This is a genomic window from Aeromonas oralensis (assembly GCF_049665575.1).
GTDB classification, from domain to species: Bacteria; Pseudomonadota; Gammaproteobacteria; order Enterobacterales; family Aeromonadaceae; genus Aeromonas; species Aeromonas hydrophila.
Map to the genome: position 1 here is coordinate 324,166 of NZ_CP187186.1, position 25,478 is coordinate 349,643.

Annotated in this window: 24 protein-coding genes and 1 pseudogene; 10 read left to right on the plus strand and 15 right to left on the minus strand. The window is 64.0% G+C overall.

The window, feature by feature from the left end; genetic code table 11:
* Positions 1-55: 55 nt before the first annotated feature.
* From ACPDZI_RS01635 to ACPDZI_RS01655, 5 genes and pseudogenes are all read right to left on the minus strand, one after another.
* Positions 56-1,093 carry an acyltransferase gene (locus ACPDZI_RS01635; RefSeq protein ID WP_438833896.1) on the minus strand — a complete coding sequence of 346 codons (1,038 nt, stop codon included), beginning with the start codon at positions 1,091-1,093 and terminating at the stop codon, positions 56-58.
* Positions 1,094-1,269: 176 nt separating this feature from the next.
* Positions 1,270-1,956, minus strand: a complete 687-nt coding sequence (locus ACPDZI_RS01640; RefSeq protein WP_323744441.1) for a PepSY-associated TM helix domain-containing protein — start codon at positions 1,954-1,956, stop codon at positions 1,270-1,272.
* A pseudogene (locus ACPDZI_RS01645) lies at positions 1,956-3,995 on the minus strand (TonB-dependent receptor). The gene ACPDZI_RS01640 and the pseudogene ACPDZI_RS01645 overlap by 1 nt, the downstream one beginning before the upstream one ends.
* A 228-nt stretch (positions 3,996-4,223) precedes the next feature.
* A complete protein-coding gene (locus tag ACPDZI_RS01650; RefSeq protein WP_202011730.1) occupies positions 4,224-5,135 on the minus strand; it encodes an ABC transporter substrate-binding protein in 912 nt (303 codons plus the stop codon).
* Positions 5,136-5,252: 117 nt separating this feature from the next.
* Entirely contained in the window at positions 5,253-6,317 is a 1,065-nt protein-coding gene (locus ACPDZI_RS01655) for a porin (RefSeq protein ID WP_016349239.1), read from the minus strand.
* Between the two features lie 219 nt (positions 6,318-6,536).
* Here ACPDZI_RS01655 and glpX point away from each other — a divergent pair, with 219 nt between their 5' ends.
* Positions 6,537-7,547: a class II fructose-bisphosphatase gene (glpX, locus tag ACPDZI_RS01660; RefSeq protein ID WP_016349240.1), complete on the plus strand. Its 1,011-nt coding sequence runs from the start codon at positions 6,537-6,539 to the stop codon at positions 7,545-7,547.
* Positions 7,548-7,716: 169 nt separating this feature from the next.
* Positions 7,717-7,968, plus strand: a complete 252-nt coding sequence (locus tag ACPDZI_RS01665; protein ID WP_016349241.1) for a YkgJ family cysteine cluster protein — start codon at positions 7,717-7,719, stop codon at positions 7,966-7,968.
* A gap of 143 nt (positions 7,969-8,111) precedes the next feature.
* Here ACPDZI_RS01665 and ACPDZI_RS01670 read toward each other — a convergent pair whose 3' ends face one another.
* The 4 genes from ACPDZI_RS01670 to hemC are packed head-to-tail and all read right to left on the minus strand — an operon-like array spanning position 8,112 to position 12,016.
* The gene (locus ACPDZI_RS01670) at positions 8,112-9,275 is read right to left on the minus strand and encodes a heme biosynthesis HemY N-terminal domain-containing protein (protein WP_438833897.1); all 1,164 of its coding nucleotides are present in this window, start codon (positions 9,273-9,275) and stop codon (positions 8,112-8,114) included.
* A gap of 10 nt (positions 9,276-9,285) precedes the next feature.
* Positions 9,286-10,359 (minus strand): uroporphyrinogen-III C-methyltransferase, encoded by a 1,074-nt coding sequence (locus tag ACPDZI_RS01675; RefSeq protein WP_202011728.1) that lies wholly within the window; start codon positions 10,357-10,359, stop codon positions 9,286-9,288.
* Positions 10,356-11,090 carry a uroporphyrinogen-III synthase gene (locus ACPDZI_RS01680; protein ID WP_202011727.1) on the minus strand — a complete coding sequence of 245 codons (735 nt, stop codon included), beginning with the start codon at positions 11,088-11,090 and terminating at the stop codon, positions 10,356-10,358. Before ACPDZI_RS01680 ends, ACPDZI_RS01675 begins: the two co-directional genes overlap by 4 nt.
* Positions 11,087-12,016 carry a hydroxymethylbilane synthase gene (gene hemC / locus ACPDZI_RS01685; RefSeq protein WP_016349245.1) on the minus strand — a complete coding sequence of 310 codons (930 nt, stop codon included), beginning with the start codon at positions 12,014-12,016 and terminating at the stop codon, positions 11,087-11,089. The genes ACPDZI_RS01680 and hemC overlap by 4 nt, the downstream gene beginning before the upstream one ends.
* Positions 12,017-12,339: 323 nt before the next feature.
* Between hemC and ACPDZI_RS01690 the strand changes: the two genes are divergently transcribed.
* Positions 12,340-14,874 carry a class I adenylate cyclase gene (locus ACPDZI_RS01690; RefSeq protein ID WP_146061960.1) on the plus strand — a complete coding sequence of 845 codons (2,535 nt, stop codon included), beginning with the start codon at positions 12,340-12,342 and terminating at the stop codon, positions 14,872-14,874.
* A gap of 123 nt (positions 14,875-14,997) precedes the next feature.
* Here ACPDZI_RS01690 and ACPDZI_RS01695 read toward each other — a convergent pair whose 3' ends face one another.
* Together ACPDZI_RS01695 and cyaY are read right to left on the minus strand one after the other, a co-directional pair.
* Positions 14,998-15,651, minus strand: coding sequence for an alpha/beta hydrolase (locus tag ACPDZI_RS01695; RefSeq protein ID WP_039212936.1), 654 nt, complete (start codon positions 15,649-15,651; stop codon positions 14,998-15,000).
* A 14-nt stretch (positions 15,652-15,665) separates the two neighbouring features.
* On the minus strand, positions 15,666-15,980 hold the full coding sequence (gene cyaY / locus ACPDZI_RS01700) for an iron donor protein CyaY (RefSeq protein WP_043125653.1): 315 nt from the start codon (positions 15,978-15,980) through the stop codon (positions 15,666-15,668).
* 73 nt (positions 15,981-16,053) lie between these two features.
* On the opposite strand from cyaY, the gene lptM reads away from it, so the two are divergent.
* From lptM to ACPDZI_RS01730, 6 genes are all read left to right on the plus strand, one after another.
* Positions 16,054-16,230, plus strand: a complete 177-nt coding sequence (gene lptM / locus ACPDZI_RS01705) for an LPS translocon maturation chaperone LptM (protein ID WP_017408874.1) — start codon at positions 16,054-16,056, stop codon at positions 16,228-16,230.
* Positions 16,231-16,250: 20 nt separating this feature from the next.
* Positions 16,251-17,501 (plus strand): diaminopimelate decarboxylase, encoded by a 1,251-nt coding sequence (lysA, locus tag ACPDZI_RS01710; RefSeq protein WP_016349249.1) that lies wholly within the window; start codon positions 16,251-16,253, stop codon positions 17,499-17,501.
* A gap of 65 nt (positions 17,502-17,566) precedes the next feature.
* On the plus strand, positions 17,567-18,397 hold the full coding sequence (gene dapF, locus ACPDZI_RS01715; protein ID WP_438833898.1) for a diaminopimelate epimerase: 831 nt from the start codon (positions 17,567-17,569) through the stop codon (positions 18,395-18,397).
* 80 nt (positions 18,398-18,477) lie between these two features.
* Positions 18,478-19,158, plus strand: a complete 681-nt coding sequence (locus ACPDZI_RS01720; protein WP_016349251.1) for a DUF484 family protein — start codon at positions 18,478-18,480, stop codon at positions 19,156-19,158.
* Entirely contained in the window at positions 19,151-20,128 is a 978-nt protein-coding gene (xerC, locus tag ACPDZI_RS01725) for a tyrosine recombinase XerC (protein WP_106553490.1), read from the plus strand. The genes ACPDZI_RS01720 and xerC overlap by 8 nt, the downstream gene beginning before the upstream one ends.
* Before the next feature lie 40 nt (positions 20,129-20,168).
* The gene (locus tag ACPDZI_RS01730) at positions 20,169-20,879 is read left to right on the plus strand and encodes an HAD-IA family hydrolase (protein WP_438833899.1); all 711 of its coding nucleotides are present in this window, start codon (positions 20,169-20,171) and stop codon (positions 20,877-20,879) included.
* A gap of 98 nt (positions 20,880-20,977) precedes the next feature.
* On the opposite strand, the gene ACPDZI_RS01735 is transcribed toward ACPDZI_RS01730, so the two are convergent.
* Both ACPDZI_RS01735 and ACPDZI_RS01740 read right to left on the minus strand, forming a co-directional pair.
* Positions 20,978-21,379 carry an STY0301 family protein gene (locus ACPDZI_RS01735; protein ID WP_438833900.1) on the minus strand — a complete coding sequence of 134 codons (402 nt, stop codon included), beginning with the start codon at positions 21,377-21,379 and terminating at the stop codon, positions 20,978-20,980.
* A gap of 41 nt (positions 21,380-21,420) precedes the next feature.
* Positions 21,421-22,947 (minus strand): mechanosensitive ion channel family protein, encoded by a 1,527-nt coding sequence (locus ACPDZI_RS01740; RefSeq protein WP_118882025.1) that lies wholly within the window; start codon positions 22,945-22,947, stop codon positions 21,421-21,423.
* Positions 22,948-23,080: 133 nt separating this feature from the next.
* Here ACPDZI_RS01740 and ACPDZI_RS01745 point away from each other — a divergent pair, with 133 nt between their 5' ends.
* Positions 23,081-23,476: a hypothetical protein gene (locus ACPDZI_RS01745; RefSeq protein WP_168968083.1), complete on the plus strand. Its 396-nt coding sequence runs from the start codon at positions 23,081-23,083 to the stop codon at positions 23,474-23,476.
* Positions 23,477-23,485: 9 nt separating this feature from the next.
* Here ACPDZI_RS01745 and ACPDZI_RS01750 read toward each other — a convergent pair whose 3' ends face one another.
* Together ACPDZI_RS01750 and yidA are read right to left on the minus strand one after the other, a co-directional pair.
* On the minus strand, positions 23,486-24,256 hold the full coding sequence (locus ACPDZI_RS01750) for a gamma-glutamyl-gamma-aminobutyrate hydrolase family protein (RefSeq protein ID WP_194759430.1): 771 nt from the start codon (positions 24,254-24,256) through the stop codon (positions 23,486-23,488).
* A gap of 362 nt (positions 24,257-24,618) precedes the next feature.
* A complete protein-coding gene (yidA, locus tag ACPDZI_RS01755) occupies positions 24,619-25,428 on the minus strand; it encodes a sugar-phosphatase (RefSeq protein WP_168967940.1) in 810 nt (269 codons plus the stop codon).
* Positions 25,429-25,478: the final 50 nt, after the last annotated feature.

Here is a 25,478-nt window from a genome sequence, read left to right on the forward strand (position 1 = left end):
CCCCATTCAGCCTTGAGTGGGGAGGGATCGGCCTCCCTCCCATCCTCTGTGCCCCTCAGCGGGCCCGCAGCAGCCAGCGACTGGCTGCACCCAGCGTCAGCAGCCGGTAGCCGAGCAGGGAGAGCGCCAGCAGCGCCGGTACCTTCAGCAGCTCCCACCACACCTGTTTGCCCTGCGGGCCGAAGATCATCAGCCACACCACCAGCATCATGTGCAGACAGTAGAGGCCCAGCACCTTGGGGGCCTGGCGCTCGAGCCAGCTGCCCTTGCCCCAGCCCGGATTGGCCAGCAGCAGGCCGAACAGCCCCAGCGCCCAAGGGATCGAACCCAGCAGGAAGTCGTGGCGGTTGAGGGGCACGGCGGCAAAGTGCAGCAGCCCTGCGGCCTCCAGGGCGTAAAGCCCCATCCCCGCCATCATCAGCAGGGCGCAGTGCCTGGCATCCGGCTGCCAGGCGCGCAGGCGCAGCTCGGCGCCAAGGGCCACGAACAGCAGCGAGAAGAAGGGGCCGTTGCGGGTCAGCAGGGCCCACTCGCCCCCCAGCAGCGGCGGGCCATAGGAGCCGCCGAGCAGGGCCAGCCCGTAGAGCAGGGTGCCCAGCAGCAAGGCTAGCCGGGGCAGGCGGACCTGCTGGCAGAGCGCCAGGATCAGCACCGCCAGCATCAGGGCGGGCAGGAACCAGAGGTGGATCATGCCGCCCACCCACCAGGCGTTGAGCGGATCCCCCAGCTGCATCTGCCACTGGCTCGCCATGGCCGGCAGGTAGCCCTCGCTCACCGCCGCGAGCGGGTTGAAGGGGATCAGCATGTAGAGCAGGCTCCACGCCAGCCAGAGCCCCAGCAGCGGACGGCAGTAGCGCAGCGCCACCGTCAGGGGGTGGCCTGCGGCGAGGGCGGGTTGCAGAAAGTAGCCGGCGCAGAGGAAGAACAGCGGCACCGCGAAGCGGCAGAGCTGGTTGATGACGCCTCCGAGCCAGAAGTAGAGGGTGCCGTCCCACAGGGTGGGATCGAAGGGGTTGCTGAAGGGGGAGAGGTGAATGGCCATCACCGCCATGATGGCCACCACCCGTCCGCATTCGATGCTGGAGATGCGCATGCTGCCTCTTGCCGCTTGGGTTGAGGGCGCACCCTAGCAGCCGCAGGCGATCCTCATCCAGCCGCCAGGCCGGCAACTGTGACCCCCATCGGCGGCCGGTTACCCTTTGTTACCCGAGGTGCGGGCAAGGTTACCGCCGCCGAGAGACAGATCCCGTTTTGCCGTCGGTAAATGCGCTAGAGCAGGGCCACCAGCACGGTGACCAGGGCGCCCAGCAGCAGCAGGGCGATACCGCGCGCGGCCGGGCCGTGCAGCTTGTTCCACATCAGCAGGCTGGTGAGGGCCAGCAGCAGCATGGCCAGCGCCGCCAGATCCCCCACCAGCTGCCACGGCAGGCCGGTGCCCATGCCGCGGTGCAACCGGTTGAGGCTGGCGGCGAAGTTGGCCTGCTGCAATTCGGTGCGCACCAGCAGGGTGCCCGCCACATAGCTGGCGGCCACGCTCTGGCTGAGGGTGACGCCGCGCATCTCCCAGCGGGCCGGCAGGGTGAGCGGGCCGTCGGGGGTGGGCAGGGTCTGGGGCGGGGTGAGCTGGACGCGCCCCTCCTCGAACCCTGCTGGATAGCGTTGCTGCAGCAGGCTTTTCAGCTCATCCGGGCTGCTCAGCGGTGCGCTCAGCACTATCTCTTCGCTGGATTTCTCGGTATGGGGGCCGGGCAGCGGCAGCACGGCCCTGTGTTGCAGCCAGAGGCCGGTGAGGCCGTAGAGCAGCATCAGGGTGAGGGTGGCAAAGCCGGCCCAGGCGTGGATGCGGCGCACCCACTTGTTGTTGTGCAGGGGGAGTTTTCTGCGTCTCATCGCTCGGTGCTTCATAAAAATCTGGCCAGCGAACGCTGGCCAGAGGGATCGGGAAAAGGCGGGGATCAGAAGCGGTAGGCGGCGCTCAGATGCAGTTGACGGGGTGTGCCCGGCATGATCTGGGAGGCGCTGGTGGCGCTGACGAAGTAGTCGTGATCGGTCAGGTTCTCCACGCTCAGCTGGGCTTCCCACTGCTGCCAGCGGTAGCCGGCACGGGCGTCGAAGCGGGCGTAACCAGGCAGGGTGGTGGTGTTGGCGTTGTCGGCGAAGCGATCGCCCACCGCAGTCACCCCGGTCTCACCGAACCAGCCCTGTTTGCCGCTCTGATAGCCGGCGAACAGCTCGCCGTTCTGGCGAGAGACGTTCATCGGCCGCTTGCCTTGCAGATCGGCGTCCGCCTTGACCTGCTCGGCATCCTGGATGGCGATGCCGCCGCGCAGGTAGATCTCGTCGGTCAGCTGGGCGCGGGCGCTCAGCTCGATGCCCTCGGTGCGCTGCAGACCGGTGAGGATCACCTTGGTGGGATCCAGCGGATCCTTGCTGCGCTTGTTGTACATCTCCAGCCGGTAGAGGGAGAGGGTGGTCGCCAGGCGGCCATCCAGCCAGTCGCTCTTCACGCCGCCCTCGTACAGCCGGGTGTGCTGAGGATCCAGGTTGTTGTTCTTGTCGCCCGGGGTGATGCCGATCAGCTCCCCGCCCACCGGGGTGAAGGTCTTGCTGTAGGAGGCGTAGAAGGCGTGCTCCTCGATCGGGTTCCACACCAGGCCCAGGCGCGGGCTCAGGCTGGTGACCGAGACGGTCTCCTCCTTGTTGAGGTCGTTGCGGCGGCTGGTGACGGTGAAATCGTCGCGGCGCAGACCTGCCAGCAGATGCCAGTCACCCAGGCTGAGCTGATCCTGCACATAGAGGCCGTAGCCACGCACCTTGTGGTTGGCGTCGCTGGAGAGCTTCATGGCGCCATCGTAGGTGGGCAGAGAGCCCGGATCATAGAGGTTGCCGGGCCGGGATCGCGGTGGCGTTCTGGTAGAGCTTGGGGGTGCGCTCCTGCCAGTTCTGCTCGAAGCCCACCAGCAGACGGTGCTCGACGGGGCCGGTCTGCAGCTGGCCTTCGGCTTCGGTGTTGCTGATCAGGCTGTTGGCCTTGAGATCCTGCTGCCAGCGGGCGCGGGTCACCTGATCCCCCTTCACGCTGGTGACATAGGTGTTGTCGAACTGGCTGTCGAGGCTGGTGTAGCCCACCTGCTGGCGCAGTTGCCACTGATCGTTGATGTCCCAGGTAAGGCGCGAGCGGGTGGACTGGGCCACGTCGTCGATGAAGTCGCGGCGGGTGTCGCTGTAGACATACTCCTTCGGCACGTCGGCCGGCCGTTGACGCCGGGGATGCCGCGATCCGGGGTGCGGTCGTGCTCGTTGCGCTCGTACTGCACGAGCCAGTTCAGCTTGTCGTTGATCTCCCAGTTGACGGAGGGGGCCAGCAGGGTGCGTTTGCTGGTCACGCCGTTGCGAAAGCTGTCTTTGTCTTCCTGAGCCAGGTTGAGGCGCACCTGCACCTGCTCACCCGCTTCGCCGTTGAGGTCGGCGGCCAGCCGGTGGCTGTCGAAGCTGCCGACCTGTGCGCTGACGCTGGACTCCAGCCCCTTCTGCGGCTTCTTGCTGACCCGGTTGACGATGCCGCCGGTGCTGCCACGGCCGTAGAGCACCGCTGCCGGCCCCTTGAGCACCTCGACCCGCTCGGTGTTGCCAAGGTCGCGGGTGTACTGCATGTCGTCGCGAAAACCGTCCAGATAGAAGTCGTTGCTGGCGCTGAAGCCGCGGATGTTGACCCCGTCGAAGCGGGTATCACCGCTGGCGTTGACGCCGGGGATGCCGGTCAACGCCTCGCTCAGGGTGGGCTGGCCGAAGGCGGTCAGCTCGCTCGCCTTGACGCTGTCGATGGCCTGCGGCACCAGTTTGGCCGGGGTGTTGGTGCGGGTCGCGGTGGCAACCTCTTCATGTTGGCTGCGTTTGCCGACCACTGTCATGGTCTCGTCTTCGGCGTGTGCGCCGGCGCTCAGGGCCAGCAGGGCGACACTCAGCAGAGTGCGCGGGTGGTGAGGTGTGTGCATGTTGCGTGTTGACTCTTGAAGAAGCGACCTGATGGTCTGAACTTGTTGATTTATTTGTAATTATTTTGTTTTCTCCCATTTGGGAGGATGCTAATGATATTGATTTTCATTAGCTGTGCAATAGAAACATGTTTTGGCGATGGGACTGGGTATCGGATGGCTCGCCACCGCCGACAGGGCGCCCTGTTGGCAAGGTGACGGGAGGAGGGAGAAAGGGGGATGAGGGGCTCAGTGGTCGGTGGCAGAGGGGGCGATCTCGGCCAGCTGCTTGCCCAGGACCAGCCGCGGCGCCGGGTCGGTCTGCAGCGGGATATCCTGCAGCGGGGTGCCCTGCAGGTTGCGGTGGATGATGTTGGCCGCCATCTGGCCGAGGGCCCGATAGCTGCTGATGGTGCCGACTGTGCAGCCGTGCTCGACATAGAGCTCGGCGCTGCAGATGGTGGGGATGCCCGCCTCGTTGAGGGCGGCCAGCAGTTCGGGGGCGATGGAGAGCAGGTAGCTGTCGGCGGCGAGAAACACGATGCTCTCTTTGGCGTCGTGCTGCAGCCGCTTGAGTTCGCTGGCCAGCCGCCGCTTGTCCGGCGCGATGCGCCAAGTAGTGAGATCCCACTGGTAGCGATGGGCTTCGCGCAGCAGCAGCTCGCCGGTCAGCAGGGTGTTCTGTTCGCGCGGGTTGAACGGCAGCAGCAACCCTTTGCCAGCGGGCAGATAGCGGCGGGCGTTGGCGAGCTGCAGCGCCATCGGCACCATGTTGCTGGTGCCTGCCACCATCTGGTTCTCCGTCTTGTCGTCGGACAGGAATCCGGCCCCGACGGGGTCGGACACTATGCTGAAAATCAACGGTTTGCGGTTGCCCACCAGGCTCTTGACCATGGCCGTGGCGGTGGTGCCGAAGCAGTAGATGTAGTCGTAGTCGTTGAGAGAGGGCAGCAGTTGCTGGCGCAGCAGGGTGGCCAGCACGGTTCTGTCCTGATTGGCGTTGAAGGTGACGAAGGTGGGGTGATGACCTAGCCGGTTCAGCTCGTCGCGAAAGCCGCGCTCGGCATCGGTCTCGCCGCGCCACAGCACCATGGCGATGGTCAGCGCCTGGGCGGGCAGGGCGCAGAGCAGACAGCAGCAGATGAGCAGGCGTAGCGGCATGATGATCTCCTCGTCGTGGTTCTGTTGAGCCTAGATCATGGGGAGCAGAGCACGCCGACGCGGATGCAAAAGAGCGCGCCGGCATCAGCCGGCGCGCGCAGTGCAGAGGGGCCCGACTTAGAAGTCGTAGCGGGCCGCCAGCTGGAAGTCATCCTTGACGTTGAGCTTGCCGCTCTCTTTGCTGTCGAGGTTGTTGATGCGGTACTCGCCGATGACGCGCAGGTTCTTGTTGAACTTGTACTGGGCGCCCAGGGTGTAGTAGTCGATGGAGTCATAGTCGGCCTTGCCGTCCTGCTCTACCTTCTGCTTGTTCCACAGCGCCATCAGGCCGAAGCCGTTCTCGAAGTTGTAGCCCAGCGCCCCTTCCCAGCCGGTGTGATCCTTGCCGGTGGCCAGGAAGTCGGTGCCGTCCGCATAGCTCAGGGCGGCGTAGACGGCCTTGTTGTCGTACTTGGCGGAGAGCAGCCACAGCTTGGCATCCTCTTCTCCGTTCTTGTCGCGGATCCCCACGTTGTAGGCGGTGCCCAGCGCCAGGTTGAACGGGAAGGTGTAGGCCACGGCGGCGCCGTAGGCGGCATCGCTGTCCTTGCTGGTGGTCTCTTCGGTGTCACCGCCGTCGAACTTGTAGCTGGTGTCTACCTGGAAGCCGTTGAACAGACCGGAGTACTTCAGCACGGAACCGGCACGGTTGGTGGCGAAGGTGTCGGTCTTGGCGCCCAGCGCGTCGTTGCCGTAACCGTCGGAGAGAGAAACGTCGGTCCAGTCAGCCAGGAAGCCAGGGGCTCCTTTCTGGCGACCGAAGGTGATGTTGCCCCAGTCGGCGCCAACACCGGCGAACGCCAGACGGGTGCGCAGGTTGTCGGAGTTCTCGCTGATGGTCTTCTCGCTGTCGTTGATGTACATCTGCACTTCGTACTGGGCCAGCGCCTTCAGTTGGCTGTTGATCTGGCTGTCGACCTTGGCGCCGAAGCGGACGAACTGATTGGCGCCCTGCTTGTCGCTGTACTCCTGAGTGCCGTTCGGATGGGTGCTGTCGACCCCTTCCTTCTTGTCACCGAAGAACTGGCCGGCGTAGATGCGGCCGTACAGATCCAGGGTGGTGGTGTCATTCTTGTAAACTTCAACGGCGTGAGCCTGGAAGGCCGCGGTGAGAGCCAGTGCCACTACAGTCAGCTTTTTCATCTTAATCCCTTGTGTTGCAAGCTTTGTTGTAAAAGACGGGGCCATGCTAGGCAGGGGGGATGACAGCGGGGTGACACTCTCGTGAAGTGTCGGTGGCGGTTTGATGTCAAATTGGTGAAAGGGCCGTGTTTTGTGTGACGAACCGCCACTTTTGCGCGCAAAGGTTTGCCCTTGTGGTAGAATGCCGCCCGTTTTCGAGCTCCAAAGGTTGGATATGCGATGAGACGTGAACTGGCAATCGAGTTTTCCCGAGTGACGGAAGCGGCTGCACTGGCTGGCTACAAGTGGCTCGGACGTGGTGACAAGAATATCGCCGATGGGGCGGCCGTTGCGGCCATGCGCCATATCCTCAATCAGATCCAGATCGATGGTGAGATTGTGATCGGCGAGGGTGAAATTGACGAAGCCCCCATGCTCTACATCGGCGAGAAGGTGGGCACGGGTCTGGGCGACGCGGTGGACATCGCAGTCGACCCCATCGAGGGTACCCGCATGACCGCCATGGGTCAGGCCAATGCCCTGGCCGTGCTGGCCGTCGGCGACAAGGGCTCCTTCCTCAAGGCTCCCGACATGTACATGGAGAAGCTGATCGTGGGTCCCAAGGCCAAGGGTGCCATCGACCTCGATCAGGCGCTCGAGCTGAACCTCAAGGCCGTGGCCAAGGCGCTCGGCAAGCCGCTCTCCCGCCTGACCGTGATCACCCTGGCCAAGCCGCGTCACGACAAGGCGATCAAGGAGATGCAGGGGCTGGGTGTGCGGGTGTTCGCCATTCCCGACGGCGACGTGGCTGCCTCCATCCTCACCTGTCTGCCGGACAGCGAAGTGGACATGCTGTATGGCATCGGCGGCGCGCCGGAAGGGGTGATCTCGGCGGCGGTGATCCGTGCGCTGGACGGTGACATGCAGGCCCGCCTGGTGCCCCGTCATCAGGTCAAGGGCGACAGCCCGGAAGTGCGTGCGCTGGGCGAGCAGGAAATTGCCCGCTGCGAGGCACTTGGCATCGACGTGAGCAAGGTGCTCAAGCTGGAAGACCTGGCCAAGAATGACAACGTCATCTTCTCGGCCACCGGCATCACCAAGGGTGATCTGCTGGACGGCATCACCAGTGACGGCGTCATGGCGACCACCGAGACCCTGCTGATCCGTGGCAAATCGCGGACCATCCGCCGCATCAAGTCGATTCACTTCCTGGATCGCAAAGACAGCGTGGTGCGCGACATCATCCTCTAATCAGGATGCGCGGGGGGCAACCCCCATGGTACCGCCTGAAAAGCCCGACACTGTCGGGCTTTTTTGTTGTCTGTTGGCAAGGACACTATTTCATGGCGGGGCCGGTATAACAGTGAGGAAAATCCCCGCCCTTTGCTACACTGGTTCGCCCTGCCGAGGAAAGCATTACATGGAATGTCGTCAAGGTTGCGGTGCCTGCTGCATCGCCCCCAGTATCAGCAGTGCCATTCCCGGCATGCCCGACGGCAAACCGGCCGGCGTGCCCTGCGTGCAGCTCGATGCGCGGCTGGGCTGCAAGATCTTTGGCCAGCCCGAACGGCCAGCGGTGTGCGGCGGCTTTCGTCCCATGCAGGACGTGTGCGGCTATCACCGGGAAGAGGCCATCTGGCTCATCGGTGAACTGGAGCGAATGACGGCCTGAGGCTGACCCTCTCCCTCGGGGAGAGGGTGGTAGCTGGTTCTCCCTTCTCCCACGAGGGTAGAAGGGAGAACAGTCATTCGGAACAATCCCAATAAAAAGAGGCCGCAACTGCGGCCTCTTTTTTATTTCGCGACGAACGGGCGTCAGACGTCGGCCAGCTGCAAGGCCTGGCGGTAGTACTCGTTGGCTTTGTTGGTGAGGCGGCGCTTGTCCATCACCTGACCGAGGGCGTGGTAGACGGCGGCGTTCGGCGCTTTCGCGACCTCCTGCTCCAGCAGGCGCTGGGCGTCGTCCAGCTGACCGGCCAGCAGGTAGATCTGGGCCAGCGCCGCGTCGACGCCCGGCTGGTCCTGGATCTTCTGCAGCAGGGTCAGCATCGGCTGGTAGTTGTCGAGCTTGAGCTTGGGCAGACGGGTCAGCAGCTGGGGTGAGACCTGCTTGCGCAGCGCATCCAGCCACAGCTCGGCGGCTTCATTGTCGGCCCCCAGCTGGCGCAGGCGATCGCCATAGGCGGCCAGCAGATCCGGATCCTGGCGCAGCTTGCGCGGCAGCTCCTGCCAGATCGGGCGCAGGGTCTCGAGGGCGCCGCTGGCGGCGTCGAGGCGACCACGCCAGGCCTGCTGCAGCAGATCCTCTTCCTGTTTGGGGGTCAGCTTGCCCACTTTGTGCAGCACCGGAAGGAGGTCGATGAGGGCAGCCCAGTCCTCGCGAGCCAGGTGCACCTGGCGTAGCTGGTCCAGCACCATGGGGTGGCGCGGGTTGAGGGCATAGACGGATTCCAGCATGGCCAGCGCGGTATCGTACTGGCCCTGCTCGATCTGCAGCTGGGTCTGGGTCAGGGTCAGCGCCAGCTCGGCCTTGGGGTTCTCCTCCTGCGCCTTTTGCAGGTATTGGTCCCGGCGCACGTCATCGCCACGGGCCTGGGCCGCCTTGGCGGCGCTCAGGTAGTTGAGCAGCGGGGTGTCGCTGTTGCTGGCGCCCTTGAGCATCAGCTTCTCGGCCTGGCTGTAGTGCCCCTCGGCCATGGCCAGGGTGGCGGCCACGGTCTGCTGGTTGGCCTTGCGGCGCCGGCGCGAGCCGTACCAGCCCAGCGTCTTGCGGCGCAGGCCGAATACCCGGCCCAGCAGCCATTCGACAAGGAGCAGGGCACCGTAGAACAGCACCGCCAGGATCACCGCGCTGGTGACCGAAGATTCAACCGTGTAGTTGCCCAGCGAGATCAGCACATAGCCCTTGTTGCCGGAGGCCTGCGGGCCGAAGATGAGGCCGGCCACCATGGCGGCCACCAGTACAATCAGACGAATCATGGTGCCCTCCTCAGTTGCTGGCCAGAATGCGCTGCAGGCGCTCGGTCAGCACCTCTTCCAGCATGGCCTGGGTCTTGAAGCGATCCGGATAGTTGAACTGGATCTGCTCCCCCTTGAGCTTGTCCAGCTCGGACTGCATGTAGTGGGTGGCGCTGTTGTCGGTATCGAAATACTGGGTCAGCCAGCGCTGGGCCTTGTCCAGGCTGTCGTCATAGAGGGCCTGCTGTTCGCGGTAGACGGCGAGCTGGGCTTGCAGCAGCTTGGTCTTGAGGTTCTCGCGCAGGAAGATCTCCTGCTGCGGGGAGAGCAGGGCCTCCACCGCGCCGTCGCGACGGCGGATGGTGATGAAGTTCTCGGTGAACTTGACCCAGTTCTTCTTCAGGTTGCTCTCCCACTCGTCCGGGTTGGTGCTGACGGCCTGATCGGGCTCGCTCTTGGCTTCCGGCATGCTGACGGTGGAGAGTGGCAGCAGCTCGATCTGATCGGAGAGGGCGGCCAGCTTCAGGGTCAGCCCTTCGCGGTCGATGCGCGGCATCCCCTTGAGCTGGGCGATGTCTTCGGCCAGCGCCTTGCGGATGGGCATCAGGCTGGGATCGTTGAGCGCCTTGATGCGCTCGTCGGCATTGCCGAGCAGTGTGATGGCGGAGACGAGGTCGTGTTCCAGCCACAGCTTGCGACCGGCCATCCGTACCAGGTATTCGGATTCGGCCAGCATCCAGTCGTTGGGGCGCTTGTCGTTGAGATCCAGCACCCGGGTCTGCAACCCCTTGAGCTCGTCCTGCAGCAGTTGCTGCTGCTTGCCGAGGGCGGCCAGCTGTTCGCCATCCTTGCTGTTGCTCTGGTCAAGCTTGTTCATGGCCTCGGCCAGTTGCAGCTTGAGCTGGTTCAGCTCGCCCTGCTGGGTCACGGCACTCTTGTGGCCGTGCAGATAGAGGCCGCCGGTCAGGCCGAGGGCCAGCAGGATGGCGATGCCGCCGACCACAGCGCCCGAGCTGCCCTTCTTGTTGTTGACCTTCTGGCCGGGTTGCTTGTTGTCGGCCACGGAGGCCGCGGCACTCGGCTGGACTTCTTGCTGTTCAGTCATTCCATCTTCCTCAGTTCCAGAGCGGCCGTCAGGGCCTGGTTGGATGCACCCTGGGCAATCGTGATATGGGTAAAGCCCGCCGCTGCGGCCATCTCGGCCACCCGCGGGCTGGGCACCACCAGCAGGCGGTCGCGCAGCCAGGGCAGCTGTTGGTCCGGGACCAGTTCCAGCAGCCGTTGCAGCAGTTCACCGCTGGTGACGAGCAGGCTGTCGAGCCCGGCCGCCTGCCAGTGGCGAGTCAATGTGTCCCCGTCCAGTGCGGGGTAGTGGCGCTCATAGGCCGCACAATAGTGCACCAGTGCGCCGCGTGAGGCCAGCGTCCGGGCGATGAGATCCCGGCCGCCATTGCCGCGCAGGATCAGCACCCGCTTGCCGTTCACCTGTTGCAGGCCGGGCAGGGCCAGCAGCCCTTCGCTGCGCGGATCGTCCGGGCTGAAGGCCTGGATGCCCACCTCGGCGAAGGCATCCGCGCTGGCCTGACCGACCGCAAAGTAGTCAATATTTGGCCAGGTCTGACCAGTTTGCAACAGAAAATGATGAGTGAAATGAACCGCATGCATGCTGACGGCGATGACGATGTCAGCCTGGGGCAGCAGTTCGGGCAGGCGGTGCAGTTCGCTGCCCGCCACGGTTTCCAGCAGCGGGCAGCAGAGCGGTGCGTGGCCGTGCTGGCGCAGCAGTGTGGCCAACTCGGCGGCCTGGGCGGCCGGGCGCACCACCAGCGGGATCATGCCCGGTAGACCTCGGCCAGGATGACATCGGCACCATCGGCCAGCAGGCGCTGGGCCAGGGTGTGGCCGAGGGCTTCACCGTCGGCCAGCGGGCCGCGGATCTCGTCGCGGATGACGCGGCTGCCATCCGGGCTGCCCACCAGTCCACGCAGCCATACTTCTTCCCCCTGAACCAGGGCGTAGGCCCCGATGGGAACCTGGCAACCCCCCTGCAGGGCACGGTTCATGGCGCGCTCGGTCAGCACCCGGATCCGGGTCTCGGGGTGTTCGAGCGGTGCCAGCAGGGCGTGCAGCTCATGATCGTCGAGGCGGCACTCGATGCCGACCGCACCCTGACCGTTGGCGGGCAGGCTCTGTTCCGGCTCGATGAAGGCGGTGATGCGGTGCGCCATCTCCAGCCGTTTCAGGCCGGCGGCGGCGAGGATGATGGCGTCGTATTCACCTGCGTCCAGCTTGGCGAGACGGGTGTTGACGTTGCCGCGCAGGTCGCGGATCACCAGATCCGGGCGTGCCGCGCGCAGCTGGCACTGACGACGCAGGCTGGAGGTGCCGACCACGGCTCCCTGCGGCAGCTCATCAATCTGGCCGAAGCGGTTGGAAACAAAGGCATCGCGCGGATCTTCGCGCTCGCAGATGGTGTGCAGGCCGAGCCCCTCGGGGAACTCCACCGGCACGTCTTTCATGGAGTGAACGGCGATGTCGGCCCGTCCCTCCAGCATGGCGGTTTCCAGCTCCTTGACGAACAACCCCTTGCCGCCCACCTTGGCGAGAGGGGTATCCAGGATCTTGTCACCCTGAGTGCTCATGGGCACCAGCTCGACCTGCAACTCGGGGTACAGGGCTTCCAGCCGGTCTTTGACGAAGTTGGCCTGCCACAGGGCCAAGGGGCTCTTGCGAGTGGCAATTTTCAGGGTTCGGGCTGCCATATCAATCAGTTGTTTCATCTTTAGAAGGAAAACGATCTTACCACCCTTTGCAGGGGCTTTCATGGCACAGCCCGCAAAAGCGGGCTCAAGCTCAAAAACGGCCGCTGAAAATGATTTTTATTAAGTCTGGCTTGCCAGTTAATTTATTGAAATTACAGATTTTTATTGCTTTCCAATGATACTGTTTAGTGACTTGTCATAAATAATCCGGTGATTGTGTGCGGGCTTGTTTACCACCGCTGTTTGCATTGTTAACATGATCACACTTTTTTGACGTCTCCCCGTTTTGGTGCGTCATTTCTTACCTCGGTATAGGCAGGGCATTGCTGGTAAAACTCGACACGCTGGTGGCGCGCTACGACGAACTCAATCGTCTCAAGACGCAACGGGCGCTAGGTCTCATGAGTCGCTACGGGCAGCAGGTTTTTCAGCTGCTACCCGTCATGCTGCACTTCAATCACCCCCTGTTGCCCGGTTATGTGGCGGGGGATGTGCCGCACGGCATCTGGAGTTTTACCGCCAATGACGCCCAGCAGGCCTTCATCGAGGACCTGTGCCAGAACGCCAACTGCCTGAACGGCCTCACCACCCATGACAAGTCGATCCAGGGGCTCTACTCCATGGGCAGCACCTCGTCCATCGGTCAGTGCTGTCACTCGGATCTCGATATCTGGGTCTGCCACGTGGCCGGTTTGTCGCAGGAGCGGCTCGAGCTGCTGGAGCTCAAGTGCCAGCAACTCTCCAAGTGGGCCGAGCAGCGGGGGGTCGATCTCAACTTCTTCCTGATCCCCGAGGACAAGTTCCGCCAGCGCAACGATGCCCAGATGCAGGGTGAGAGCTGCGGCAGCGCCCAGCACCTGCTGCTGCTCGACGAGTTCTACCGCAGCGCCATGCTGATCGCCGGCAAGCGGCTGCTCTGGTATCTGGTGCCCAGCGAGTATGACGATCACTACGATGACTACGTCAACGGCCTGTTTGCCCATGGCAAGCTGAGTCAGGATGACTGGCTCGATCTCGGTGGCTTCAACCGCATTCCGGCCGAGGAGTACTTCGGCTCCGCCCTCTGGCAGCTCTACAAGGGCATCGACTCCCCCTACAAGGCGGTGCTCAAGTCGGTATTGATGGAGGCCTACTCCCACGAGTATCCCAACACCCGTCTGCTGTCGGTGACCAGCCGCGACTGGTTCCAGCACAACGAGGGGATGCACTACCGGCTCGACAACTACTGCCTGATGTTGGACAAGGTGACCAACTACCTCAAGTCCATCGGCGACATGCAGCGGCTCGACCTGGTGCGCCGCTGCTTCTATCTGAAGGTGTGTGACGGTCTCAGCCACCCGAAAGAGGAGCACTCCCCGGCCTGGCGCCGCGAGCAGATGACTCAGCTGGTCTCCTACTGGGGCTGGAGTCAGGAGCGGTTGCACCATCTGGATCACCGCCAGGAGTGGAAGGTTGAGGACGTCAAGGTGGCTCATGCCGAGCTGCTGGAAGCCCTGATGCAGAGCTACCGCAACCTGATCCAGTTCGCCCGGCGCAACAACATCAGCGAGTCCATCAACCCGGAAGACATCGGCATCCTGTCGCGCAAGCTCTATGCCGCGTTCGAGAGCCTGCCGGGCAAGGTGCAGCGCATCAACCTCAAGATTGCGCCGGACTTGAGCGAGCCGGATCTCAGCTTCGTGCAGGTGCCGCACGGCCGCTTGAACCGCGCCGGCTGGTATCTCTACAAACATTCGCTGGAGCCGGCTGACATCATCGGCCGGGCACCGCTCGAATATAACGGCTACATCAGCAAGCTGGTCTCCTGGGCCTATTTCAATGGCCTGCTGACGCCCCAGTCCCGAGTGCACCTGTTCAACCAGGGCTCGGATCTGCACATCGACAACCTGCACCAGTTCTGTCGCGATCTGTCCGGCACCTTCCCGGTCAAGTATCCCCGTGCCACCAACCTGGCCCTCAGCCGGCCGTGCGAAATTCGCCAGCTCTCCATCTTCCTCAACCTGGAGACGGACCCGACCAGTCACTGGGTGGGTCAGGTGATCGAATTCGATGCCAACGCCGCCGATGTCTTCTCGTTCGGCCGCAACCAGGAGTGTCTGGTGGGCTCGGTGGACCTGGTCTATCGCAACTCCTGGAGCGAGATCCGTACCCTGCACTTCCAAGGGGACGAGGCTGTGGTGGATGCCCTCACCACCATCCTCGGCAAGATGCACCAGGATGCCGCCGCCCCCGAGATGATCGAGGTGTTCTGCTACAGCCAGCACTTCCGCTCTCTGGTGCGTACCCGCTTCCAGCAGCTGGTGGCCGAGTGCATCGAGCTGCGTCTGGCCCGCGACAAGCAGCAGCTGGTCAAGACGTTGGCGCTCGGCAAGGAGAAGTACGGCATCTTCTTCGAGCGGCGCGGGGTGTCGGTCAAGAAGCTGGAGAACGCGGTCGACTTCTATCGCCATATCTCCCACAACAAGCTGGATCACCTGCCGCTGCGGCTCGACAAGACCCACAGCCAGCATCTGCCCGGCATCGTCGACGCCTACGCCAGCGAGGGGCTGGTGCAGTTCTTCTTCGATACCCGGGATGCGGGTACCAACATCTATATCCTGGACGAGGCGAACCGGGTGGAGATCTACCAGCACTTCGCTGGCAACAAGGATGAGCTGGTGCAGGGGGTGAACCGCTTCTATACCTCCAGCCACGAGCGCTTCAGCGACGCGGGCCAGTTCAGCAACTTCAACCTGCCCCAGTACTACGAGATAGTGCAGATCAATGGCGAGCTGGAAGTGATCCCCTACCGCAGCCAGGGTCAGCTGCGCGACGGTGGTCAGGGGCGCGAGCTTGGCTCCGCCGCAGGCGCGGGGTAGTGCAGGGGCCGGTCCGGCGTGCGCGCAAACGCCCCGGTCTCGGCCCCCTGCTGCACAGGATCATCGCTCATATCCAATGAAAACGGCCTGCATCTGCAGGCCGTTTGGCTATCCGCGGTTGGCTCAGCCCGCGAGGCGAGCCAGCAGCCACTGACGGATGTCGTCGAGCTGCGGGCGGCAGATCTCGTGGCGCATCGGGTACTCGTGCCACTCGGGGGAGAGCCCCGCCGCCTCCAGCCTGTTCTTGGCGTCCCAGCCCATGGAGAGGCTCACCACGTCGTCATAGATGCCGTGCATGTAGCAGATGGGCAGGCTGCGGGCAGCCTCGCTCATCTCGCCGAGCAGGGCGTCGGGCGCCGCCAGGTAGGTGGACATACAGAGCAGGCCCGCCAGTTGCTGCGGCAGGCGCAGGGCGGTGAAGGAGGCAATCACGCCCCCCTGGGAGAAGCCGGCCAGCACGATGCGCTCGGGGGCGAAGCCCTCGGCCACCAGCTGCTCGATCAGCGCGGCGATGCGGGCCGCGGACTCCCTGACGTGGGACTCCACGGCGCGATCCGCCGGGTTGTCGAAGCTCTTGATGTCGTACCAGCCGCGCATCTTGTAGCCCATGTTGATGGTGATGGCGCGCTCCGGCGCATCGGGCAGCAGATGACGCACCGGCAGGTCGGCGGGCAGCGCCAGCGCATCCACCAGCGGGGCGAGGCCGGCGCCGGAATCCCCCAGCCCGTGCAGCCAGATCACTGCGTGACGGGCGCCTTCAGGATGCAGATCGATCATGGCGGGCTGCGTCATCATGGGAACTGGACGGGTTCGCCCGCCTGGGTCGTGCAGGCCTTGCTCAGCAGCGTCTTGAGCTCGTGACCGAAGCGGTTGTCGATCCAGGTTTCCCCTTGCAGCTCGAAGTGGAAGCCGTTCTCACGGGTGGCGACCCAGATCTGGTGCAGGGGTTCCTGCTTGTTGATGATGACCTTGGTCTTGTTCTCGAACGACAGGGTCAAGACCCCGCCGGCACGCTCACAGTCAATATCCGGATATCCTGCGTCGACGGTGTCCTCCACATATTGGAAAAAGGCGTCGGTCAGGGCGTGATACTCGTGATCCTTCATCGGTTTATCCTGTTGCTTTTAACAATGTGAGTGCGATTATAGAGGGCCAAAAATTTTTTCGCAGCGAACCATTATGATTACCCAGCTTACCAAGTGTCTGCTTGCCACTCTTCTGTCTCTTGGTTTGGCCGCGTGTGGCCTGACGGGACCGCTCTACATGCCGCCCCCCGAGCAGCCCCAGACCCAGAGTACACCGCAAGCACAGACGCCTGCGACCGCCGAGGCTGCCCCAGAGGCCGCGCCGCAATAATTTAGGAAGGAACCGCCCCCTTGGATCACTTTAACTACGACGCCGACGGCCAGCTTCAGGCCGAACACACCTCGCTGCAACAACTTGCCGAGCAGTACGGCACCCCGCTGTACGTCTACTCCCGCGCCACCCTTGAACGCCACTGGCACGCCTTCGACAAGGCGGCGGGCGACATCCCCCATCTCATCTGTTATGCGGTCAAGGCCAACTCCAACCTGGCGCTGCTCAACCTGCTGGCGCGCCTTGGCTCAGGCTTTGACATCGTCTCTGGCGGCGAGCTGTCGCGGGTGCTGGCGGCGGGCGGCGATCCGGCCAAGGTGGTCTTCTCCGGGGTGGCCAAGAGCGAGGCCGAGATGCGCCTCGCGCTGGATAAAGAGATCCTCTGTTTCAACCTGGAATCGGAAGCCGAGCTGGAGCGTCTGAACCGGGTGGCGGGCGGCATGGGCAAGAAGGCCCGGGTGTCGGTTCGAGTCAACCCGGACATCGACGCCGGTACCCATCCCTATATCTCCACCGGCCTCAAACAGAACAAGTTCGGTATTCCCATCGAGCAGGCGCCCGCCATCTACCGCAAGGCGGCGGCCATGGCCAACATCGAGATCGTCGGAGTGGATTGCCATATCGGCTCGCAGCTCACTGAATTGAATCCCTTCATGGAGGCGGCCGACAAACTGCTGCGGCTGATCGACGGCCTGGCGGCGGAAGGCATCCACATTCACCACCTGGACGTGGGAGGTGGCCTGGGGGTCAATTACGGCGCCGAGCAGCCACCCCACCCGAGCGAATATGCCGAGGCGCTCAAGCAGAAGCTGGCGGGCCGGGATCTGACCCTGTTGTTCGAACCGGGCCGCGCCATCGTCGCCAACGCCGGCGTGCTGCTGACCCGGGTGGAGTACCTCAAGCCGGGCGAGACCCGCAACTTCGCGCTGATCGACGCCGGCATGAACGATCTGCTGCGTCCCTCGCTCTACGGCGCCTGGATGAACATCATCGAGGTGGACAGCCGCACCGCCCACGAGCCGGCGTTGTACGACGTGGTCGGCCCGGTCTGCGAGACCGGTGACTTCCTCGGCAAGGAGCGCACCCTGGCGATCGCCGAGGGCTCTTTGCTGGCGGTGCGTTCCGCCGGTGCTTATGGCTTTACCATGTCCTCCAACTACAACACCCGTCCCCGCGCCGCCGAAGTGCTGGTGGATGGCGCGCAGTCGTTCCTCATCAGAGAGCGCGAGCAGTTGGCCGATCTCTGGCGCGGTGAGCATTTACTGCCCTGATTGTTAATGGATTTCTCTAAGCGTTCCTCCAAGTGAGAGCGTGAACAAGGGTACAGGAACGCACGATGTTGATAGATTTTTCCAAGATGCACGGGCTGGGGAACGACTTCATGGTGGTGGATGGCGTCACCCAGAAGGTGTTTTTCAGCAATGAGGTCATCAAGAAGCTGGCGGATCGCCACTTCGGCATCGGCTTCGACCAGCTGCTGCTGGTGGAGCCGCCCTATGATCCCGAGCTCGACTTCCACTACCGCATCTTCAATGCCGATGGCAGCGAGGTGGAGCAGTGCGGCAACGGTGCCCGCTGTTTCGCCCGCTTCGTGCGCCTCAAGGGGCTGATCAACCGGGATCGCATCGCGGTGAGCACGGCCCGCGGCCGCATCGTGCTGCAGCTGGAAGGGGAGAACCAGGTCACGGTCAACATGGGGGTGCCCCAGTTCGAGCCGGGCAAGATCCCGTTCCGGGCCCAGAAGGCGGAAAAAACCTACCTGCTGCGGGCCCAGGAGCATACTGTGATGTGCGGGGCTGTCTCCATGGGCAATCCTCACTGCGTCATCGAGGTGCCCTCGGTGGCCGATGCACCGGTGGCGACCCTGGGTCCCATCATGGAGCGACACGAGCGCTTTCCCGAGCGGGTCAACGTCGGCTTCATGGAGATGGTGAACGCCAGCGAGATCAAGCTGCGGGTGTTCGAACGCGGGGTGGGCGAGACCATGGCCTGCGGCACCGGCGCCTGCGCGGCCGTGGTGGTGGGCATCAGCCAGGGCAAGCTCAAGGAGCGGGTCACCGTCACCCTGCCGGGCGGCAAACTGACCATCGCCTGGAAGGGACCGGGTCAGCCGGTCTACATGACCGGGCCGGCCGAGCACGTATTTGACGGTCAGATAGAGTTATAGGCACGGGCGGGGAGGCCCCCGCTCAGCCAAGCACTAATGTCGGGGCCTTGTGCCCCTTTTTCGGATGGACCAACCAAGTTATGAGCGAACTCAAACGGCAGGAACCACTGGTGGATGAAGCCACAGTGCTGGAGTACCTGGCCCGTTATCCCGAGTTTTTCCAGCGCCACGCGGCCATGCTGGACCGGATCCGCATTCCCCACGAACGCAAGGGCACCGTCTCCCTGGTGGAGCGCCAGCTGGACAGACAGCGCGAGCGTATCGAGCAGCTGGAGCAGGAGATCACCGAGCTGATGGGGATCGCCAGCGAGAACGAGCGGATCTTCCGGGTCTATGCCGATCTCTACGGCGAGCTGTACGGCTGTCAGAGCCTGTTCGAAGTGAGCGCCGTGATGGGCAAGGCGTTTGTGCAGCGGCTGCGGCTGACCGGCCTGCGGCTCTGGCTCAGCCCGAAAAAATTCCAGTTGAGCGGCCCCGAGCAGAAGTTCATGGCGGAGGGCAGACAGCTCGAGCAGCTGCTGGGCCAGCGCCTGCCGGGTCAGGATTACTACTTCGGTCGGCTCAACCAGAGCGAGAAGCAGGCACTGTTCGGCCACGACGTGCTGGTCAACTCGGTGGCGCTGATGCGGCTCGGCGATCTCGGCGTGCTGGCCTTCGCCAGCTCGGATCCGAGCCACTTCACCCCCCACAACGACACCCTGCTGCTGGGCCAGCTTGGCCGCCTGCTGCAACTGCGTCTGCCCGAGCTGGCACGTGGCTAAGACGCCGGCCAGATCCCCCGCCAAGGCGCCACCAGCCGCCGAACCATTGCCGGCTGCGCTGGCCGACGAGTTGGCGGCCTTCATCGAATACCTGCGGGTCGAGCGCCAGCTCAGCCCGCATACCCGCAGCAACTACCAGGCCCATCTGGAAGCCATGACCGCCGAGCTGGTGAAGCTCGGGGTCGACGACTGGGCCCGGCTCGAGGCGAGTCAGGTACGCAGTCTGGTGACCCGGATGCACAAGGCGGGGCTGGCGCCCCGTTCGCTGGCCACCAAGGTCTCCGCCCTGCGCAGTTTCTGCGACTGGCAGGTGCGTCAGGGCCGACTGGTGGCCAATCCGGCGCGCGGCATTGTCACCCCCAAGCAGGGGCGGCCGCTGCCCAAGAACCTGGATGTGGACGAGATGTACCAGCTGCTCAACATCACCGACGAGCAGGATCCACTGGCGGTGCGGGATCGCGCCATCATGGAGCTGATGTACTCTTCCGGCCTGCGCCTCGCCGAGCTGGTGGGGCTCAATCTGGCGGACGTGAAGCTCGACGAGCGCCAGCTCAGGGTGACCGGCAAGGGCTCGCGGGAGCGGGTGCTGCCGGTGGGGCGGATGGCGGTGGAGTGGCTGCACAAATGGCTCAAGCTGCGCCCCCTGCTGGCCGGCGACGAGCTGGAGGCGCTGTTCGTCTCCAAGCGCAAGCAGCGGTTGTCAGCCCGCTCGGTGCAGGAGCGGCTCGACGGCTGGGGCAACAAGCAGGCGCTCAACGCCCACGTCCATCCCCACAAACTGCGCCACAGTTTCGCCACCCACATGTTGGAGTCCTCCGGCGATCTGCGGGCGGTGCAAGAGCTGCTGGGTCACGCCGATCTCTCCACCACCCAGATCTACACCCACCTCGACTTCCAGCATCTGGCCAAGGTGTATGACAGTGCCCACCCGCGGGCGAAGCGGGATCCCGCTACTCCGGACGACGAATGAAGAGGGCCGGGCACGCCCGGACTCGACAAGAGGAGATACCATGCAGTTCTATCGCCGCTGGCAGCCGGTGGCCGCCATCTCGTTTGACCTCGACGATACCCTCTATGACAACGGCCCGGCCATCGAACGGGCCGAGCAGTGGATGCTGAGCCACCTGCGCAGCGAATACCTGGCTACCGCCATGCTGGACAAGCCGCGCTGGCAGGCGCTCAAGCACAACTTGCTGCTGGAACAACCGGCACTGCGCCACGACGTCAGTCTGGCGCGCCGGCACGGCATTCAGGCCGCGCTGACGGCGGGAGGCATGATGCAAGGGTTGGCGGAGCGTGAGGCGGCGTCGGTGTTCGCCGGTTTTCTGGCCGAGCGCTCGAAGATCGAGGTGAGTGACCAGACCCACTCCCTGCTGGCCCGGCTGGCCGAGCGCTACCCGCTGGTGGTCATCACCAACGGCAATCTGGACCTGACCCGGGCTGGTCTCGCGGATTACTTCACCCTGGTCTGCAAGGCTGGCCTCGGTAGCAGGATGAAGCCGGCACCGGATATGTTCATAGAAGCGCAGAGGGCCCTCAAGCTGGCACCCGGCCAGATCCTGCATGTGGGGGATCATCCACAGACCGACGTGCTGGGAGCCAGGCTGCACGGCTTCAAGGCCGCCTGGCTCAACGAGCGCGGCCAGCCCTGGCGAGAGTTGCAACTGCTGCCGGACGTGGAGCTGACGGCGCTGGGCGAGCTGGCCGAACTGCTGCTCTGATCAGACCTTCATACCCGCCGGTTCGCAGCCGACATGCACCCCTGTCGGCCGATCATGCACCGCAGGCAGCAGCTATCGTAAGGCTCATGCCGGAGTGGTCACTCGGTGCGGCAGATCAGCCCGCGCAAGTCGTAAGGCTCTGGCTGGTTGACCCGGCAGTAGCTGATGCCGGTGGGCAGCGCCTGCTGCAGGGTGATGGCCGTTTCCCGATAGTGGCAGACCAGGTAGAAGGGGCGGGGGTTGTGGCGATCCAGACTCCAGTAGTGCAGCGCGTCGCTGTCGCCGTTGTCCGGCTTGAGCTGGGCTCGCTCATCGGGGTCGCCGTCGAACAGGGCCAGGTTGTCCAGCCGGTGACTGAGGGGCTGATGTTGTTCCCCTTGCTCGTTGCGGGTGGCGACCTGCCACCCCGGGCTGGCCCCCAGCTGCTGCTGGCGGGTTTCAATGGTCGCGGGGCAGTCAAATTGCAGGGTGGCGCTCAGGGCCAGTGCGGTCAACAGCATGAAATGCATCTCTGGTAGAAAGCCTGAGCCGCCATGCTACGTCATCGACCGCCAAACAGCGCCATCAGTTTGTCCAGCAGATCCCGTGGCGGGGCGATCTGCTTCATGGCTTCCGCCTCCCGCGCCAGCAGCTCCTGCTGCTCCTGCTGACGGGCGCTCAGCACCTTGTAGAGCGGCTCGAGCAGGGAGCCGCGCTGGGCCACCAGCTCCTGGAACATGGCCTGATTGATGCGATAGGTTTCGACGGTCCCCAGGGCCCGCACCGTGAACGGGCTGGGCTCGCCGGTGAGCAGGCTCAGCTCGCCGAAGAAGTCGCCGGCATTGAGGGTGCCGAGCGCCAGCTCGCGCCCTTCCACCTCCACCAGCATCTGGGCATCCCCTTTCACCAGCACGAACAGCCAGCCGGAGACCTCTCCCTGGCTCAGCATCCGATCGCCGTTGACGAAGGGGGCGAACTTGACCTGATCCGCCAGCCGCAGCAGCTCCTCCTCCTGCAGCATGGCGAACAGCGGCAGGCGGCGCAGGGTATCGGTGCGCTCGGCGGTATGCCGCTTGTGGCGCTGATCCTTGTGATCCTGATCCGTGGTCATGAAGACGTTGAAGATGGGGGGCGTCAGGCGTCGGTCGTTGCGGCGCAGGGCGGCATCGATCAGGGTGCGTACCGCCGAGTCGGTGGGATCATCCACCGCCAGATCGGTGAGCCAGTAGCGCACCGCGTAGCGGGCGATGCCGTTTTCCACGTTCATCAGCAGGCAGTCCGGCTGCGGGCTGGCGGAGACGTGGCGGATGCGGGTCTCCCGCAGAGATTGTTCCACCAGGGCGATGATCTGGGTCGGCAAGGTATCCAGAGTGATGTCGAACCAGACCCAGCGGCGCCACTGCAGGGGGGCGTTCTGCCGCCGTCCGAGCACGGTGAAGCGCTGCTTGAGCAGGTGGCTGTTGGGGATCACTACCGTCTCCCAGTTACGGGTCTCGATGGTGGTGGCACGCCAGTTGATCTCCACCACCCGGCCCTGGGTGGTCTCTACCTGCAGCCAGTCGCCGATGGCGATGGAGTTGTCGAGCTGGATCGAGACACCGGCCAGCAGGTTGCCCAGGGTGTCCTGCATGGAGAAGGCGATGACGGCGGTGATGACGGCGGAGGTGGTGACGATCTCGCCGAGGGCCATGCCGGAGGCGTAGAGGCGGAACAGGCACCAGCCGATGTAGCCGACCGTGATGACGATGTCGGCGATGATGCGCGGGATGCGGATCTGGCACAGGGGCAGCAGAAACTGGAACAGCAGGATCCCCCAGATCTTCACCAGCACCAGCCCGGCCAGCAGGCTGGAGATCTCCACCAGCCAGTGGTGGGGCAGCGGCAGACGAAACCAGCCCCCTTCGAACTGGATCAGCAGGATCACCACCAGGCTTATCATCACGAAGCCGAGCTCGCTCACCAGCTCCCGCCGACGAGCAGGGCTGCGCAGGAAATGGGTGAAGAGCAAGAGCAGGGTCAACAGGGTCCAGAACGGGTGTTCGCCAATCCACAGCAGGGTAGGTAGCGCAACGAGGTTATCGCTAAACATAGCAGCCCCTTATCATTGGTTATTTCCAGCATAGTTGGTTTCAACCCGCTAAATGGGTGCGGGGCGGGGGCAATTTATTTATGCTGGGCACCGGTCTGACGAGGGAGTGGTACGAGTGCACACGCTAAACAAGATGGTCTGGATTGCCGGGGCCTGGTTGCTGATGGGCTGTGATCAGCTGGCCGACAAGTATCGGGTCGAGTTTCGTGATGGCTCCTGGCGCGAGATCGCCATCACCCCCTTCGCCGACGAGGCGCGCTGGCGCGAGGGCTGCGCCACCGGCGAGGTGCTGAGCGACATGATGTTGCCTCTCAAGCGCGGCAAGACGGTCAACGGCCGCGAACAGCTTTTGATCGGCGGTGAGCTGTTCGAGTTGGACGACAGCGCCCTCTATCGCAGCAACGGCATGGTGTTTGGCCACACGCCGGATCACATCCAGCGCGGGCTGAAGGGGCTGGAGGTATGCCGAACCCTGCGCCCGGATCGCGGTGCGCTGCCCAAGCTCAAGGCGCGCGGGTTCGGTGACTAGCCGGCGGCGTCAGACGCCGGCCAGGCGGGCCCGGCAGGCGTTGCCAAAGGCCTCGAAGATCTTGATGGAGTGAGGGTTCTCGCTTGCCTTCCACTCCGGATGCCACTGCACCGCCAGCAGGAAGGGGGAGAGGGCGGGGGCGTGGATCGCCTCGATCAGCCCGTCTTCGGCATGGGCCAGCGGCTCCAGCCCCTTGGCCAGCGTCTTGATCCCCTGGCCGTGCAGCGAGTTAACCGGGATCGACGGCTGTCCCATCAGCTCCGCCAGCCAGCTGCCCGGCACCAGCTCGACCTGATGGCTCTCGCCATACTGTTCGTCCACCGGATCGTCAGCATCCTCCCGATGATCGTCATAACCTGGCTCGCTGTAGACCTTCTGGTGGATGTCTCCCCCCAGCGCCACGTTGATCTCCTGCATGCCGCGGCAGATCCCGAGGATCGGCAGGCCGCGGTCGAGGGCGGCGCGCACCAGCGGGATGTCGAACAGATCCCTGTCTCTGTCTTGCTGCTTCTCCGGGGTGAGGTTCTCCTGACCGTAGAGGGCGGGATCGATGTTGGAGCCGGCGCCGCTCAGATAGACGCCATCCGCCAGATCCAGATATTGCGCCAGATCCTCGGTGCCACAGCAGGTGGGCACCAGCAGCGGCACGCAGCCGCTGATCTCCACCAGCGGCTTGATGTATTTGTGGGTCATCACCTGATAGGCGTGGCCATTGCGGGGCTGGGCACCCGTGGTCATCAGTACGACGGGTTTACGCGGGGTGTGGGGGCTGCGAGTCATGATTCACCTTGGCTGTCCTTAGCGGTCCTGCGCCTTGGGCAGGCCCTTGCCGTCGTCAGCGGGGCAAGGGCATGCCTCAAGGCATGGTCGTGGGATCGGAGGTGCGTTGCACAGCCAGAATCGTCGGTCAGCCTGGGCAACGACAGCCTGGATCCTGATCCCAGTCTGCCAAGGCCGTTCAATATGTCAAACGAAATGATGCCGGTATGTTAAATATGTTCTGAGCTCGACTGGCTTGAGTCCCATTAAAAGGGGCCTGTAGCGAAGGGAAGGAGAGGAAAGGGCGTTATCGTGGTGGATATATTAAACATGCCGCACTGGCGGCCGGATAGCAAAAGGGGCCCGTGGGGCCCCTGGTCGCGTCAGGCATTCAGAATGAAACGCTCGATCACCTGGGCGACCCCGTCTTCATCATTGCGCCCCGTGGTGTGCTGGGCCAGCGCCTTGATGTCGTCGGTGGCGTTGCCCATGGCCACCCCCAGCCCGGCGTACTCGATCATGTGGTGATCGTTGCCCGCATCCCCCACCGCAATGACCTGGGAGGCATCCAGCCCCAGGTGCTCGGCCAGGGCGGCAACGCCGGTCCCCTTGTTGCTCTGCTTGTTCATGAACTCGAGGAAGTAGGGAGCGCTGCGCACCACGGTATAGCGCTGGTAGAGCTCGGCCGGCAGCTTGGCGATGGCGGAGGAGAGCAGGGGCTCGGGATCGATCATCATCACCTTGAGGATCTGCTCGTCGGCGGGCAGAGTGGCGAAGTCCAGCAGCTTGATGGGCATGTCGATGAGGCGGGATTCGTGCTCGGTGTAGGTGCTGACTCTGGGGCTGATGAGCCCCCGGCTGACCGAGAAGCCGTGCACGTTGACGCCCAGCTCGTCGGCCAGGGCGGCGATGGCGCTGGCATCGCTGCCGGTGAGCAGCTGGCTGCGGATGATGCGCTGATCGGCCACCTGCTGCACCAGGGCACCGTTATAGCAGATGACGTAGTCATCCTGACCGGTGAGGCCGAGTTCCACCAGATAGCGGCTCATCCCCTCCAGCGGCCGGCCCGAGGCCAGCACGACGGTGACGCCCTTGGCGCGGGCGGCGGCGATGGCCGCGTGGGTGCGGGGGGAAATCTGGCCCTGGGAGTTCAACAGGGTGCCATCCATATCCAATGCGATCAGCTTGTACATCTCTCACTATCCTGCGGTCTGGCTGGCCCGCCCGATGGGGCCAATGGGAG

Coding starts and splice junctions, on each gene's coding strand:
- ACPDZI_RS01680 (WP_202011727.1), bottom strand. CDS start 11,090: ATGATCCCGCTGGTGGTGCGCCCGGCCGCCCAGGCCGCCGAGTTGGCC.
- ACPDZI_RS01635 (WP_438833896.1), bottom strand. CDS start 1,093: ATGCGCATCTCCAGCATCGAATGCGGACGGGTGGTGGCCATCATGGCG.
- ACPDZI_RS01665 (WP_016349241.1), top strand. CDS start 7,717: ATGGAATGTCGTCAAGGTTGCGGTGCCTGCTGCATCGCCCCCAGTATC.
- lptM (WP_017408874.1), top strand. CDS start 16,054: ATGATTACCCAGCTTACCAAGTGTCTGCTTGCCACTCTTCTGTCTCTT.
- cyaY (WP_043125653.1), bottom strand. CDS start 15,980: ATGAAGGATCACGAGTATCACGCCCTGACCGACGCCTTTTTCCAATAT.
- ACPDZI_RS01650 (WP_202011730.1), bottom strand. CDS start 5,135: ATGCCGCTACGCCTGCTCATCTGCTGCTGTCTGCTCTGCGCCCTGCCC.
- ACPDZI_RS01735 (WP_438833900.1), bottom strand. CDS start 21,379: ATGCTGTTGACCGCACTGGCCCTGAGCGCCACCCTGCAATTTGACTGC.
- hemC (WP_016349245.1), bottom strand. CDS start 12,016: ATGGCAGCCCGAACCCTGAAAATTGCCACTCGCAAGAGCCCCTTGGCC.
- glpX (WP_016349240.1), top strand. CDS start 6,537: ATGAGACGTGAACTGGCAATCGAGTTTTCCCGAGTGACGGAAGCGGCT.
- ACPDZI_RS01720 (WP_016349251.1), top strand. CDS start 18,478: ATGAGCGAACTCAAACGGCAGGAACCACTGGTGGATGAAGCCACAGTG.
- yidA (WP_168967940.1), bottom strand. CDS start 25,428: ATGTACAAGCTGATCGCATTGGATATGGATGGCACCCTGTTGAACTCC.
- ACPDZI_RS01730 (WP_438833899.1), top strand. CDS start 20,169: ATGCAGTTCTATCGCCGCTGGCAGCCGGTGGCCGCCATCTCGTTTGAC.
- ACPDZI_RS01740 (WP_118882025.1), bottom strand. CDS start 22,947: ATGTTTAGCGATAACCTCGTTGCGCTACCTACCCTGCTGTGGATTGGC.
- ACPDZI_RS01655 (WP_016349239.1), bottom strand. CDS start 6,317: ATGAAAAAGCTGACTGTAGTGGCACTGGCTCTCACCGCGGCCTTCCAG.
- dapF (WP_438833898.1), top strand. CDS start 17,567: ATGTTGATAGATTTTTCCAAGATGCACGGGCTGGGGAACGACTTCATG.
- ACPDZI_RS01745 (WP_168968083.1), top strand. CDS start 23,081: ATGGTCTGGATTGCCGGGGCCTGGTTGCTGATGGGCTGTGATCAGCTG.
- ACPDZI_RS01750 (WP_194759430.1), bottom strand. CDS start 24,256: ATGACTCGCAGCCCCCACACCCCGCGTAAACCCGTCGTACTGATGACC.
- ACPDZI_RS01670 (WP_438833897.1), bottom strand. CDS start 9,275: ATGATTCGTCTGATTGTACTGGTGGCCGCCATGGTGGCCGGCCTCATC.
- ACPDZI_RS01675 (WP_202011728.1), bottom strand. CDS start 10,359: ATGACTGAACAGCAAGAAGTCCAGCCGAGTGCCGCGGCCTCCGTGGCC.
- ACPDZI_RS01695 (WP_039212936.1), bottom strand. CDS start 15,651: ATGATCGATCTGCATCCTGAAGGCGCCCGTCACGCAGTGATCTGGCTG.